Origin of the sequence: Streptomyces sp. HD, from assembly GCF_028369295.1 — a bacterium.
Taxonomy (GTDB): Bacteria; Actinomycetota; Actinomycetes; order Streptomycetales; family Streptomycetaceae; genus Streptomyces.
The window spans coordinates 57,975-71,172 of sequence record NZ_JAQMYP010000042.1; the positions used below are offsets into that span (position 1 = coordinate 57,975).

At 70.9% G+C, this 13,198-nt stretch carries 12 protein-coding genes; 4 read left to right on the plus strand and 8 right to left on the minus strand.

Translation table 11 applies throughout. The features are described 5' to 3' along the window. Window positions 1-15 precede the first annotated feature (15 nt). Window positions 16-1,257 carry an endonuclease/exonuclease/phosphatase family protein gene (locus tag POF73_RS32935; protein WP_272122696.1) on the plus strand — a complete coding sequence of 414 codons (1,242 nt, stop codon included), beginning with the start codon at window positions 16-18 and terminating at the stop codon, window positions 1,255-1,257. Between the two features lie 29 nt (window positions 1,258-1,286). On the opposite strand, the gene POF73_RS32940 is transcribed toward POF73_RS32935, so the two are convergent. From POF73_RS32940 to POF73_RS32955, 4 genes are all read right to left on the minus strand, one after another. Continuing rightward, complete coding sequence (locus tag POF73_RS32940; RefSeq protein WP_272122697.1) at window positions 1,287-2,036, minus strand: ABC transporter ATP-binding protein; 750 nt, start codon at window positions 2,034-2,036, stop codon at window positions 1,287-1,289. Window positions 2,037-2,085: 49 nt separating this feature from the next. Continuing rightward, a complete protein-coding gene (locus tag POF73_RS32945) occupies window positions 2,086-2,919 on the minus strand; it encodes an ABC transporter permease (protein ID WP_272122698.1) in 834 nt (277 codons plus the stop codon). A 318-nt stretch (window positions 2,920-3,237) separates the two neighbouring features. After that, entirely contained in the window at window positions 3,238-4,017 is a 780-nt protein-coding gene (locus POF73_RS32950; protein ID WP_272122699.1) for an ABC transporter permease, read from the minus strand. Between the two features lie 6 nt (window positions 4,018-4,023). Beyond that, window positions 4,024-4,950, minus strand: a complete 927-nt coding sequence (locus POF73_RS32955) for an ABC transporter substrate-binding protein (protein ID WP_272122700.1) — start codon at window positions 4,948-4,950, stop codon at window positions 4,024-4,026. Between the two features lie 171 nt (window positions 4,951-5,121). Here POF73_RS32955 and POF73_RS32960 point away from each other — a divergent pair, with 171 nt between their 5' ends. Both POF73_RS32960 and POF73_RS32965 read left to right on the plus strand, forming a co-directional pair. Further along, window positions 5,122-5,913, plus strand: coding sequence for an alpha/beta fold hydrolase (locus POF73_RS32960; RefSeq protein ID WP_272122701.1), 792 nt, complete (start codon window positions 5,122-5,124; stop codon window positions 5,911-5,913). Beyond that, the gene (locus POF73_RS32965) at window positions 5,910-7,172 is read left to right on the plus strand and encodes a cytochrome P450 (RefSeq protein ID WP_272122702.1); all 1,263 of its coding nucleotides are present in this window, start codon (window positions 5,910-5,912) and stop codon (window positions 7,170-7,172) included. The genes POF73_RS32960 and POF73_RS32965 overlap by 4 nt, the downstream gene beginning before the upstream one ends. A 51-nt stretch (window positions 7,173-7,223) precedes the next feature. Here POF73_RS32965 and POF73_RS32970 read toward each other — a convergent pair whose 3' ends face one another. The 3 genes from POF73_RS32970 to POF73_RS32980 all read right to left on the minus strand — a co-directional run bounded on the left by POF73_RS32970 (window position 7,224) and on the right by POF73_RS32980 (window position 10,104). Beyond that, window positions 7,224-8,429: a damage-control phosphatase ARMT1 family protein gene (locus POF73_RS32970; RefSeq protein ID WP_272122703.1), complete on the minus strand. Its 1,206-nt coding sequence runs from the start codon at window positions 8,427-8,429 to the stop codon at window positions 7,224-7,226. A 22-nt stretch (window positions 8,430-8,451) separates the two neighbouring features. Continuing rightward, the gene (locus POF73_RS32975; protein ID WP_272122704.1) at window positions 8,452-9,099 is read right to left on the minus strand and encodes a ScbR family autoregulator-binding transcription factor; all 648 of its coding nucleotides are present in this window, start codon (window positions 9,097-9,099) and stop codon (window positions 8,452-8,454) included. A gap of 72 nt (window positions 9,100-9,171) precedes the next feature. Continuing rightward, complete coding sequence (locus tag POF73_RS32980; protein ID WP_272122705.1) at window positions 9,172-10,104, minus strand: ScbA/BarX family gamma-butyrolactone biosynthesis protein; 933 nt, start codon at window positions 10,102-10,104, stop codon at window positions 9,172-9,174. Between the two features lie 202 nt (window positions 10,105-10,306). Here POF73_RS32980 and POF73_RS32985 point away from each other — a divergent pair, with 202 nt between their 5' ends. Next, complete coding sequence (locus POF73_RS32985) at window positions 10,307-10,984, plus strand: ScbR family autoregulator-binding transcription factor (RefSeq protein WP_272122706.1); 678 nt, start codon at window positions 10,307-10,309, stop codon at window positions 10,982-10,984. 176 nt (window positions 10,985-11,160) lie between these two features. Here the strand turns inward: POF73_RS32985 and POF73_RS32990 are convergent, their stop codons facing one another. Continuing rightward, entirely contained in the window at window positions 11,161-12,975 is a 1,815-nt protein-coding gene (locus POF73_RS32990) for a S8 family peptidase (RefSeq protein ID WP_272122707.1), read from the minus strand. Between the last annotated feature and the right edge of the window lie 223 nt (window positions 12,976-13,198).

The following is a 13,198-nucleotide window of genomic DNA, read 5'->3' on the forward strand; positions in this document are numbered from 1 at the left end:
CACACCGGAGTCGCGATGACCCACACCGGATCCCTCTCCCGCCGCACGGCGCTCGCCTCCCTCGCCGGGGCTGCGCTGGCCACGACCGCGGCGTTCCCGGCCGCGGCGGCCGAGCGGCACGGCCGCCGGTCCGTGCGGTTCGCCACTTTCAACGCCTCCTTGAACCGAGCCACCCAGGGCGCGCTGATCACCGACCTGTCCACACCGGACAACGCCCAGGCGCGCAACGCCGCGGAGACCATCCAGCGGGTCGACCCGGACGTCCTGCTGATCAACGAGTTCGACCACGACGAGCAGGGCACGGCGGTCCGTCTCTTCCTGCGCAACTACCTGTCCGTGGGCCACAACGGGGCGAAACCGATCCGCTTCCCGTACCACTACACCGGCCCCGTCAACACGGGTGTCGCCACCGGCATGGACCTCGACGGGAAGAACGGCGCCGTCACGACCCCCGGTTCGGACGCGTACGGGCAGGACGCGTACGGCTACGGCTGGTTCCCGGGGCAGTACGGCATGGTCGTACTGTCGAAGTTCCCGATCGACACACGCGCGGTGCGGACCTTCCAGCGCTTCCTGTGGAAGGACATGCCCAGCCACGTCATGCCGCCGGGCTACTACAGCGACGAGGCCCGCGCGATCCTCCGGCTGTCGTCGAAGAGCCACTGGGACGTGCCGGTGTGCATCGGGCACTCCACCGTGCACTTCCTTGTCTCGCACCCGACGCCGCCCACCTTCGACGGCACCGAGGACCGCAACGGACGCCGCAACCACGACGAGATCCGCCTGTGGGCCGACTACGTCGGCGGGCGCCGGCGCAGCTCCTACCTCTACGACGACAAGGGCGTGTGCGGTGGGCTGCGGCCCGGGGCACGGTTCGTGATCGCGGGCGACAACAACGCCGACCCGTACGACGGCGACAGCTACGACCACGCCATCCGGCAATTGCTCGACCACCCGGCGGTGCACCTCCCGGCCACTCCCCCGGCGAGCGCGGGCGGCGTGGAGGCCGCGAAGCTCCAGGGCGGCGCGAACGCCTCGCACACCGGCAACCCGGCGTACGACACCTCCGACTTCGGCGACACCTCTCCCGGCAATCTGCGCGTCGACTACGTCCTGCCGTCCAGGGGCCTGATACCGGCCACCAACGGCGTCTTCTGGCCGACGTCCGACGACCCGCTGTACCGGCTGGTGGGGGACGGCAGGACGGTGCCGACGTCCGACCACCGGCTGGTGTGGCAGGACGTGCGCCTGGGCTGAGCGGCGGAGGGCGAACGCGGGCGGGCCGACTACCGGTTGCGCACCGCCCGCCCCACCTCCGACCTCAGTGCGACGAACTCCGCCAGGCCCCGGGTCCTGATCTGGTCCCGGGTGCCGGGGAGTCGGACGGGCAGGTCCAGGACGACCTTGGCGCCGGGCCCCGGGGAGAGGACGACCACACGGTCGCCCAGGTAGACGCTCTCGTCGATGTCGTGGGTGACGAAGACGATCGTGGCGCCGTCCGTGCGGTGGACCTCCAGGAGGAGGTCCTCCAGGTCCTCGCGGGTCTGGGCGTCCAGGGAGCCGAAGGGTTCGTCCATGAGGAGCAGGGAGGGGCGGCAGACCAGGGCGCGGGCGATCGCCACCCGTTGCTGCATGCCGCCCGAGAGCTGCCAGGGGTGGCGCCGGGCCGTGTCGGTGAGGCCGACCCGGGCCAGGATGCGGTCGGCCTCGGCCCGGCGTTCCGCTCTCGGCAGGTCCCTGCGGCGCAGCGGCAGCGCCACGTTCTCGCGGACCGTGAGCCAGGGGTAGAGGGAGCGGGCGTAGTCCTGGAAGACCACGGCCAGGTTGTCGGGGACGCCCCGCACGGGTGTGCCGTCCAGCGTGATCGTGCCGTCGTACGTGGGAAGCAGGCCCGCGACGGTGCGCAGCAGTGTCGACTTGCCGCAGCCGGACGGGCCGACGACGCACAGGAGTTGGCCGTCCGGCACGGTGAGGGTGATGTCGTGCAGTACCTGGTGGTCGCCGTAGTGCTGACCGACCGTGTCTAGGCGGAGCATGCGTGTCCCTGGGCGGAGGAGGCGGGGGGCGTGGGGGGTGGCGTGAAGGTCATACGGTCGTCGCCCTCCCCTTCCCGACCAGCCGCCTCTCGACCGCGAGCAGGCCGGTGTTGAGGAGGTACCCGAAGGCGCCGAGCAGGGCGAGTGCCGCCCAGACGGTGAGCAGGTCGGAGCGGGACTGGGCGTCGGTGAGGGTGAAGCCGATGCCGTTCGCGGTGCCCGGCAGCAGTTCCGAGAACACCATGAGGATGAGGGAGAGCGAGAGGCTCAGGCGCAGGCCGGCGAAGATGCGGGGCAGCGCGGAGGGCAGGATGAGGAAGCGAAGCCGTTCGGCCGGGGTGAGGCGCAGCACTGCGGCGACCTCCAGGCGCAGCGGGTCGGTGTTGCGGGCGCCTTCCGCCGTGTTGATCAGCACCGGCCAGACGGCGCTGAAGACGATCGACGCGATCTGCATCGGCGTACCGAAGTCGAAGATCACGACGAAGACGGGGACCAGGGCGGGCGGCGGGACGCTGCGGGCGAACTGCAGAACCGGGTTGCACAGGGCGTACGCGCGCCGCGAACGGCCGACCGCGACACCGAGGGCGATCCCGGCGACGGCGGCGAGCGCGAACCCGGCGGCCATCCGGCCGAGGCTGGGCAGCACGTCGGCGACGGCGGCGTCGGTGAGGAAGCCGTGCCGGACGGGCCCCGAGAACCACAGGTCACGGGCGTGCCGCGCGATCTCCGCGGGCGGTGGGAAGTAGACGCTGCCGTGGGTTCGGGCGACCAACTGCCAGACGGCGACGGCGAGGACGAGGACGGTCCAGCGGAGCAGAGCGTGACGTACGGGAGCGGGAGCGGGGGCGAGGGTGCGGCGCAGTGCGGCGCGGGACTGGTTCATCAGCGCACCTCGCAGGGTGAGGCGCGGAGCTTGGGTCGGCCGCATGAGAGGAGCTTGGGGCGGCCGGATGAGAGGAGCTTGGGGCGGTCGTACGCACGACCGGCACCGCTCTGCCCGGCAGCCGTCGATGGCGTCACCCGCGCGGCAGGACGACGGCCCACCCGCACCTCGGCCGCCACGGACCGGTCACCCCGCGCACCCCCGTCAAACAACCCGCCCCACACCGAACGCCACGCCCCCGCCACCTCTCCCTCGCCCGCACCCGCACCCGCACCCGCACCCGCACCCGCACCCGCACCCGCACCCGCACAATTCAACTCACCCCACCCCCCGCCGCTCCGGCGTCCAGGGAAACAGCCGCCGCTCCCCCCACACCAGCACCCCGTTGATGACCAGCCCGAGAGCCCCCGCCCACACGACCCCGGCCAGCACATCCCGCGTCCCGTCCGTGGCCAGTCCCGCCTGGGCGATGAAGATGCCGAGTCCTTCGCCGAAGCCGGCGAGGATCTCCGTGGCGACGGCCAGGATGAGGGCGACCGCGGCCGAGATGCGGATGCCGGCGGCGATGAAGGGGGCCGTACCCGGCAGTTCGACACGGAGGAGGACGGCGAGGCGGCCGAAGCCGAAGACGCGGAGGGTGTCCTTGGCCAGGGGGTCGGTCTCGCCGAGGCCGTAGATGGTGTTGAAGAGGATCGGCCAGACCGACGCGTACGTCACCAGCGCGACCTTGGTCTCGGTGCCGGAGCCGAGCAGGAGGGAGACCAGCGGGATCAGCGCGACGGACGGCAGCGGCCGCAGGAACTCCACGATCGCGCGCACGGCGGCATCGACGACCGGCACACTCCCGAGGACCAGACCGACCGGCACGGCGATGGCGACGGCCAGCGCGAGCCCGAGCGCCCAGGCGCGCAACGTGGCGGCGATGCCCTCCAGGAACACCGAGTCGCCGGCCAACTCCACCGCGCGGGCGACGACTTCGGAGGCGGGCGGCAGATAGCTGCGCCGCACGAGACCGGCACGGGAGACCGCCTCGCAGCCCCCGAAGGCCACCACCACGCCCAGGGCGCCGAGCAGCAGCCGCTCCTGACGGCCCTTCACGTCACCTCACTCGACCATCAGCGTCGCCGGATCGATCGGCTTCTTCAACATCCCCTGCTTCTCCATCAGGTCGGTGAGCCGCTTGAGCTGTGCGGCGTCGATGGTGGGCGGGAAGACGGGGAGATCGATGGACTCGGCCTGCTTCTCGGTCACCTTGGTGTACGTGGGCAAGGTGTCGCGTACGACGGACGGGTTCTCGGCGGCGATCCGCACGGCCTTCTTCAGGGCCCGTTGGAAGGCGGCCAGCGTCTTGCCGTTTCCGTCGGCGTACTTGCTCGTGCTGATGTACCCGCTGAGCGGAATGCCCTCCACGGGTGCCGACGAGCCGTCGACGAGGACCCTGGCCTTCAGCTCGTCCTGGATGGAGCTGTCGTAGGGCTCGACGGCGTGCACCGCGTCCACCTGCCCCTTGTCCAGGGCGGCGCCCAGCTGCGGGAAGGGAATCGCCCGGTAGACGGGACGGCCGACGCCCTGTTTCGCCAGGATCTCGTTGAAGGTGAGCGACTGGACGTTGTTCAGGGTGTTGACCGCGAGCTTCTTGCCTTCGAGGTCGGCGACGGTCTTGATGTCCGAGTCCGCCGGCACCAGAACCTCCATCATGCGCGGCGCTGCCCGGATCGCCTCGGCGACGATGCGTATGTCGAGAGTGCCCTGCTCATGGGCTTGCAGATAGGTGACGTAGTTCGCGCTCGCGACCATGTCCATCTGCCCCTTGGCCAGGGCCGGAATTGCCTGGAGGCTCTGCTGGACCTGCTGGATACGGACGTCGAGACCCTCCTTCTCGAACAGGCCACGGTCCCGCGCGATGTAGAGGGCGACACAGTCGATCAGCGGCAGGGCGGCCACCCTGACGGTCTTGCGCCCCTCGGCCCCGGACGAGGAGTCCCCGTCGTCGCCGCAGGCCGTGAGCGCCACCAGCATGAGCGTGGCCACTGCGACCGCCGCTGTCCTCGTTCCCGCGCGCAATTGACGTAACGGCATGTCGACATGACTAGCAAGAATTTGTCATGATCACCACATACACGTCGCCGCTGTACACGTTCAGCACAGCGAACAGGACCCGTCAATCTGTCGGTCTCCACCGATATACGCCACCTTGGTCACATGACCTCCTTCATGCTCCCCCACGAGCTGCACGGCGACGGCGCCCACAAGGCGTTCGCCGTGCACGGCTGGTTCGCCGACCGGTCCGCCTACGCGGGCGTCCTCCCCGACCTCGACCGTACGGAGTTCACCTACGCCCTCGTCGATCTGCGCGGCTACGGCGCCGCCAAGCAGGCGGTCGGCGCGTACACGACGGCCGAGGCGGCCCTCGACCTGGTGGAACTGGCCGACCGGCTCGGCTGGGAGCGGTTCTCGGTGGTCGGCCACTCGATGGGCGGCGCGGTCGGACAGCGCCTCCTCGCCGTCGCCCCGCACCGGCTGCGCAGGCTGGTCGGGGTGTCGCCGGTGCCCGCGTCGGGGCTGGCGCTGCCGCCGGAGCAGTGGGAGCTGTTCGCGGACGCGGCGCACCGGCCGGAGAACCGGCGCACGATCATCGACCTCACCACCGGTGGCCGCCGCCCGGCCGCCTGGCTCGACCGTATGGTGACCCGTTCGCTCGCGGTCAGCGACCAGAAGGCGTTCCGCGCCTGGCTGGACTCATGGGCCGGGGAGGACTTCCACTCCCGCGTCGAAGGCTCCGCGGTTCCCGCCCTGGCCGTGACCGGCGCCCTCGACCCGGCTCTCTCCGCCGACCTCATGCGCCGGACGTGGATGACCTGGTACCCGCGCGCCGAGCTGCATGAACTCCCCTCGGCGGGCCACTACGCCATGGACGAGACCCCGCTCGAACTGATCCGGGTGATCGAGGACTTCCTGCGCGCGGACCACTCCGGCGAGGGCGAGCAGGCGTGACGGTCCACCACGCTCCGCCCGTCCCCGACGTCTTCGACCCCCGTCAGTACGCCACCGGCGTCCCGTACGACGCCTACCGGGTCCTGCGCGACCACCATCCCGTGGTCCGGCAGGACGAGCCGGAGGTACTGGGCTGGCCGGCCGGACCCGGGTTCTGGGCGGTGACCCGGCACGCGGACGTGGTGCGGGTGCTCAAGGACTCCGCGACGTACTCCTCCCACATCGGCGCGACGCAGATCCGCGACCCCGACCCGGATGATCTGCCGTTCATCCGGCGCATGATGCTCAATCAGGATCCGCCGGGGCACGGCCGGTTGAGGCGGCTGGTCAGCCGGGCGTTCACCCCGGGGCGTATCGACCGCTTCACCAGGGTCGCGGAGGACCGGGCGCACACGCTCCTAGCGCGCGCCCTGGCGGAGGCCCGCGCCTCGGACGGCACCGTCGACCTGGTCACCGCCGTCACCGACGACTACGCCCTGCTCAATCTCGCCGACCTGCTCGGCGTGCCGGAGGCCGACCGCAGGCTGCTGCTGCACTGGACGCAGCGGGTGATCGGCTACCAGGACCCCGACGAGGCCGGTCCCGCCGTACTGGACGAGAAAGGCCGGCCGGTCAATCCGCGGTCGCCCGCCATGCTGCGGGACATGTTCGGGTACGCCCAGCAGTTGGCCGCCCACAAGCGGCGCTACCCCGACGACGACGTGATGACCACGCTCGCCCACGATCCCGAGCTCTCCGGCCCCGAGCTGGAGATGTTCTTCTTCCTGCTCACCGTCGCCGGCAACGACACCGTCCGCAGCGCGGCACCCGGCGGACTGCTCGCCCTCGCCGAGCACCCGGAGGAGTACGCACGCCTGCGGGACGGAGCGGCCGAACTCCCCGCAGTCATCGACGAGTTGCTGCGCTGGCACCCGCCCGTGCTCACCTTCCGCCGCACCGCCGCCGAGGACACCGAACTGGCCGGCCGTCGTATCCGCGCGGGCGACAAGGTGGTCGTCTTCCACGCCTCCGCCAACCGTGACGAACGGGTCTTCGCCGACCCGGACCGGCTGGACCTGTCCCGCGCACCGAACCCGCACGTGTCCTTCGGCGACGGCCCGCACGTCTGCCTCGGCGCGCACTTCGCCCGGCTCCAACTGCGCGTGCTCTACCGGGAGGCCTCGCGGGTACTGCCCGAACTGCGGACGGCGGGAGCGCCCGGACGCCTGGTGTCGAACTTCATCAACGGAATCAAGTCGCTGCCCGTACGGATCACTTGAGCCGGGCCGGCCGCACCACCCGAGCCGGTCCGGCCGTCACGTCACGTCACGTCACGTGCGTACCTGGATGAGCGCATGCGTCCCACCGGTCCGCCACTTCTGCCCCTCCGCCGCCACCAGCGCCGCCTCGGTGCGGGCGTCCAGGCCGGTGATCACGTCGGACTTCAGGGTGCGCAGGGCGGCGACCGGGCCGGGGAAGTGGGCGGTGACGTCGGTGAAGGGCGTGGTCGGGGGCCAGAGCCGGTCGCCGACCAGGCGGCGGTAGTTGAGGTCGCCCTTGACGACGGTGAGGGTGGCCGAGGCCAGCTCCTCGCGCAGATCGCCGGGCAGCTCCGCGAACGGCAGCGGGGCGGCGGCGAAGGGATGGGCGCGGACGGTGAGGCGACCGTCCGTCATGGCCGACCAGAGGGTGTGTCCGTATGTCGCGGCCGCGCCCGGTGCGGCCGTCAGCCGGCGCAGGGCGTCGAGTACGTCGGTGTGCGTGGCGTCGGAGACGTAGTAGGGGTACGGCTTGACGTGGAGGACGGCCCGCCCGACGCGGTCCCGGTCGAGGAGGTGGGCGATCAGGAGCAGGTCGGGGACGAGTTCGCGGCCGGCGTTGTCGGCGATCAGGCACAGGGTGGCCCGGCCCGCGCCGTCCGCCCCCGTGGGCGGGAGCAGGGACCAGAGGGTCTCGCTGTCGTCGGACACCAGGGGCGGGGTGTCCGACGACCCCTCGTCGTGCGCGGCCGACAGCCGGAAGCCGAGGTCGGCGCGGTTGCCCCACAGGGAGCCGTGCAGCAGCGCCCGGTTCTGTTCGTCGGCGGGCAGGTCCGCGAGGGTGTCGAGGGCGGCCAGTTCCTCGTCCGTCTCCGGGGCGTCGAGTTCGGCCAGCTTGGAGGGGCGGAAGGGGTCGACGCCCTGCCAGGGGCCGGGGGTGAAGTGACCGACGGCTTCGAGGAGTTGGCGGTAGAAGTAGCTCTCCGACCACAGCCACGGCACATCGAACCAGGAGCGGCCGACGAACGCGTCGGCGCCCCAGGCCGTCCAGCGGTCCCGGTCGTGCGCGTCGGCGGGAAGCGGTTCGATCACACCCTCGGTGCAGCTCGCGAGGAGCGCGTCCAGCGCGCGGTGCTGCTCGGGGCCGTACGGGAAGGACTCCCGTACCTGCCGGATGATCGCGGGATGCCGCTCGGCGAGCACGCTGTGCGGGAACGAGCCGGGTTCGTTCCCGAGCAGCAGCACGGGCGTGAGCGGGGTGTCGGACCTGTCGGGCATGCGGCTCACCGTATCGCGGGCGTCACAGGACTCTGATCTCCCGCTCCAGCTGAGTCGCGAGCGTGAGATAGGGCGCCCTGCGGGGCACCGGGACCAGGCCCCGGATCATCAGGTGCCACATCTCGGCCACCCTGCGGGGCTGGCGTGCGACGGGTTCGAGGGAGCGGCCGACCACACGGGTGCCGACGAAGAAACAGACCAGGGAGTGGGCCGCGGCCTCCACGTCGACGTCCGGGTGGATGTCGGACTCCTTGGCGGCGGCGTGGAGTTTGCGGGTGGCGATGTCCAGGAGCTCGGTGAACGGGTGCCGCAGGGGCGGCCGTATCACCACTCCCCCGGTTGCCAGGCGCAGGCCGGCGCGCGGGATCGGGCCCTCGACGGTCAGGCGTGTGATGCCGAACGTCGTGCGGATCAGCGCCTCCAGCGAGGACTGGCCCCGGACGTCCATCTCGTTCGCGACCTGGCGGGAGGCCCTGGACTGGAGCTCCATGATGGCCTGCGCGAGATCCTCCTTCGCCGCGAAGTGGAAGTACAGGGCGCCCTTGGTGACCTGGGCGTGCTCCACGATGTCGCTGAGGCTGGTCGATTCATAACCGTGACGGTCGAACAGCTCGGCGGCGGCTGTGAGGATCGTGGTGCGGGTCTGTTCGGCGCGTAACTGCCTCACCATCGGCTGGACTCTCTCCTGGCACTGAAAAGAACGGGACATGCCGTTTGTTTCTTACTCCCTGTACAAGATAACTCACCACTTCCCCATTGCCACCGCACACTCGAAGACTGTCGACTCCCCCTGCTGCCCCACGACTTGGACATCCGTGTCGTGTGCGCCCGGTTTGTCCAGGATCTCTATCCAGGTGGGGCGGTCGAGTTCGGCGTACTGGTGGAAGACGGTATGGAACGAGACGGGCGCCCTGCGGCCGTTGTGGGCCCGTACGGCCTGGCGTACGGCCTCCAGCAGCAGCATTCCGGGCACATGGTCGAGCGGATGGTCGAAGAAAACAGCATGGGCGGTATCGACTCGCAGCCGCCAGCGGTCGGGGTTGCCGGTCGGGGCGAGGACGACGTCCGCGGGCAGCACGCGGTCCACTTCGGCGGGTGGCAGTCCGGGCGGAAGGGGCAGCGCGGACACGCCCGTCGCGGTACGGCCGCCGCGCAGCCGGCGGTAGACGGCCTCGCTGGTCCAGGTGGCGGCCACATGCCCGGTCGCGACGCGTTCACCGCCGAGCCGTATCTCCGTGTCGAAGCGGAATCCGGCCGGGCGGCCGCCACGCAGGTCGACGTCGGAGACGGCTATGTGGACGACGGGTTCGGCGGGTACGGCGCCGACCGCCAGATGCTCGGGGCGCGTGGTGATGCGCAGTTCCTTGAGCACGAACTTGTGGCCCAGCGGGACCTCGTAGGCGGTGTGCGCGACGAGCGTGCCGGCCTGGCGAACGGTTTCCGCAGCGAGCAACGGCTCGTACGCCGTTCGGTCCGGCGACACGTGTAACTGGTGGGCGCGCGGCCACTGGGCGAAGACGGTGAACCGGTCGGCGTCGGTACCGGCTCCACCGGTGATCAGCGTTTCGGCCACCGAGGCACGATGGACGAGCTGGCGGGGTACGGTGGCGGTCAGGCCTTCCGGCACCGCCGACAGCTCGGCGAGCGGGTTCGTGGTGAGCCGCGAATGAGGCATGTCCCCTCCAATGGGTCCCCCCGTTTGTGCGATGACAGACGGCGAGGTGCCCGTGCCGCGAGCGTTAGAGTACGAGGCGACCGGTTTGTTTTCAATGCGGCCTCGGGTCGCCCGCCGTGCCCGAATCCGCTCCGGCGCACGCCGGGCGCGCACGTCAACTCGGTGCGCTCCGGGGGCTGATGAGGCATACGGAGAGGCGGTTATGGCGAGGCAGGAGCGCGCCGTCAGAACGCGAAGGCTGATCCTGGAGGCCGCCGGCGCGGTCTTCGACGAGCACGGCTACTCCGCGACCACCATCTCGATGGTCCTGGAGCGGGCGGAGGTGACCAAGGGCGCCCTGTACTTCCACTTCCCGTCCAAGGAGTCCCTCGCCCAGGCCGTGCTGGACGAGCAGGTGTCGCTCGGCGCGGTGCCGCCGCAGCCCTGCAAGCTACAGGAACTGGTCGACATGACCTTCGTGTTCGGGCGGCGACTGCTGCGCAACTCCCTGCTCAAGGGCAGCGTGCGACTGGCGGTGGACCAGAGCGCGCCGCCCGGCGTCGACCACTCCGGGCCGTTCCGGCAGTGGGTGGAGCATCTGGTGGTGGTGCTGGAACAGGCCCGCGCACAGGGCGAGTTGCTGCCCACCGTGCAGCCCAGGAAAACGGTGGAACTGCTGGTCGGGGCGTTCGCCGGCATCCAGTTGATGTCCCGGGCGCTGACCGACCGGGAGGATCTCGCGGAGCGCATCTCGGTGCTGTGGGAGCACCTCCTGCCGAGCATCGCGGTCCCTGGCATGCTGCCCGGCATCGACTGGGAACCCGACCGCGGGGTCCGTGTGCTGGCCGAACTCGACGCGGCGGACGTCGAAGACGTCGCCATGGGCCTGTCCGCACGCTGAGGGCCGGTACACCGAGGGCCACCACGCTGAGTAGCCGAAGACCGACCGGAGTGACGGTTTCCGTCAGCCGGTCGGTCGGTGGGAGTGACGGTCGCAATGAACGACGGGCCGGCCGATGCCCCATCCGCATCGGCCGGCCCGCCCGTCTTCGGTACGCGGCCGTCGACCGCGTCAGCTCAGAAGGTGAGCTTCCAGCTGTTGACCCGGCCCGTGTCCTGGGCCGCGGTGTCCTGGACGCGCAGCTTCCAGGTGCCGTTGGCGGTCTCGCCGGAGGCGTTCACCGTGTAGGTGGTGCTGACGTCGTCCGCGGAGTCCGAGGAGCTGGCGGACTTCAGGCGGTAGGTCGAACCGTCCGGGGCGACGAGGTCGATGACCAGGTCACCGCGGTAGGTGTGGGTGATGTCCACGCCGACCTGCAGAGCCGAGGGGGCGTTGCCGCTGCGGCCGCTGACGGTGATCGGGGACTCGACGGCGGAGCCGTTGTCCGGGATGGAGAGCGCCGAGGTGCTGGTGAAGGTGGTGCTGCCCGTCGAGCCCTCCGTGCCGCCGGAGCTGCCGCTCACCGCCTGCACCGTCTTGGCCGCGTCCGCCAGGCCCGCACCGCAGCCGCCCGAGCAAGTACCGGGCAGAGCACGCGAGTTGGTCTTGATCGCGGACTCGATCTGCGCCGGGGTCAGCGACGTGTTGGCCGACTTCATCAGCGCGGCCAGGCCCGCGATGTGCGGGGCGGCCATGCTGGTGCCCTGGTAGTACTTGTACGTCTCGCTCGACGGGCCCTGCGTGCCGGTGTTCAGCGTGGACAGGATGCCGTTGGCCGTGGTGGTACGGGTCTCGCCACCCGGGGCCGCGATGTCCACGGACGAGCCGAAGTTGGAGTAGGAGGCCTTGGAGCCGGAGCGGCCCAGCGCGGCCACCGAGACGACGTTGTTGCAGTTCGCCGGCGAGGAGTTGGAGGCGTTCTGGTTCTCGTTGCCCGCCGCGACGACCACCGTGGTGCCGCGGTTCACCGCGGCGGTGATGGCGCTCTGGGTCGCGGCGGAGCAGGCGCCGCCACCGCCGAGGCTCATGTTGATGACCTTGGCGACGTTGGTGTTCGCGGGGACGCCGGAGACCGTACCGCCCGACGCCCAGGTGATGGCGTCGATGATGTCCGAGTCGAAGCCGCCGCACTGACCGAGGACGCGCAGCGGGGAGACCTTCGCGCCGTGCGCGATGCCGGCGATGCCCTTGCTGTTGTTGGTGACCGCGGCGATGGTGCCCGCGACGTGGGTGCCGTGCCAGGAGGAGGAGGTGGCCTGCCAGCCGGTGTCGCACTGGCCGTCGGTGGTCCAGTCGCCCGGGTCGGCCGGGTTGCTGTCACGGCCGTTGCCGTCGTTGGAGACCGCGGTGTCGGAGATGAAGTCGTAGCCGCCGACGATGTTGGCACCGAGGTCGGAGTGGGTGACGTAGCCGGTGTCGATGACGGCGACGGTCACCCCGCTGCCGGTGGTGACGTCCCAGGCGCCCGGCACGTTCATGCCCGCGGTGGACTCGAAGAGGTCCCACTGCTTGCTGAACTCGGTGTCGTTGGGGGTGGCCAGCGGCTTGTTCAGCCGGTCCGGTACGACGTAGGCGACCTGCGGGTCGGCCTGGTACTCGGCGACGACGTCGGCGACGTCCCGCTTGGTGAGGTTCTCGCCCAGGTCGACGAGGGCGGCGCCGGAGCCGAGGCGGCGCTGGAAGTCCAGGCTCTCCCCGGCCTCCTCGCCCTTGGCGGCGGCGTCGGCGTCGGCGGCCTTGTTCGACTTGGCCTCGGCGGCGCCGGCCTTGTAGCCGACGATGAGGCGCTCGGCCGTGGTGCCGGGGGCGGCCTCGGTCTGTGCCGTCGGTACGGCGGCCTCCTGGGCGGGGGCGTCCTGGGCCACGGCGACGGTGGTGGCGGCCGTGAACAGCGCGGCGGAGACCGCGGCGACGGATATCAGCTTCCGTCTGAGGGGTGCAGAAGTACGCAAGGGGAGTGCCTTTCGGGGCCGGCCGTACTCCGGGCAGCGCGGAGCGGCGGACGTTTTCGCTTCGTCCTCGAAGCGGCGGGGGGTGTTTCGAAAGTGCGGGGGCGCGGCGGCCGGCCTGGCGTGAACTACGGGCTACGAGCTACGACCCGTTCGGGGTTACCTGTGGGTCGGCTGTGGTCGAACAATAGGCAAAGGGAAAGTCATCCGGATACAGGGGAAACCC

Bases quoted from the DNA above. Each gene is read 5' to 3' on its own strand.
- POF73_RS32935 (WP_272122696.1), top strand. From the start codon at position 16: ATGACCCACACCGGATCCCTCTCCCGCCGCACGGCGCTCGCCTCCCTC.
- POF73_RS32940 (WP_272122697.1), bottom strand. From the start codon at position 2,036: ATGCTCCGCCTAGACACGGTCGGTCAGCACTACGGCGACCACCAGGTA.
- POF73_RS32945 (WP_272122698.1), bottom strand. From the start codon at position 2,919: ATGAACCAGTCCCGCGCCGCACTGCGCCGCACCCTCGCCCCCGCTCCC.
- POF73_RS32960 (WP_272122701.1), top strand. From the start codon at position 5,122: ATGACCTCCTTCATGCTCCCCCACGAGCTGCACGGCGACGGCGCCCAC.
- POF73_RS32970 (WP_272122703.1), bottom strand. From the start codon at position 8,429: ATGCCCGACAGGTCCGACACCCCGCTCACGCCCGTGCTGCTGCTCGGG.
- POF73_RS32975 (WP_272122704.1), bottom strand. From the start codon at position 9,099: ATGGTGAGGCAGTTACGCGCCGAACAGACCCGCACCACGATCCTCACA.
- POF73_RS32980 (WP_272122705.1), bottom strand. From the start codon at position 10,104: ATGCCTCATTCGCGGCTCACCACGAACCCGCTCGCCGAGCTGTCGGCG.
- POF73_RS32985 (WP_272122706.1), top strand. From the start codon at position 10,307: ATGGCGAGGCAGGAGCGCGCCGTCAGAACGCGAAGGCTGATCCTGGAG.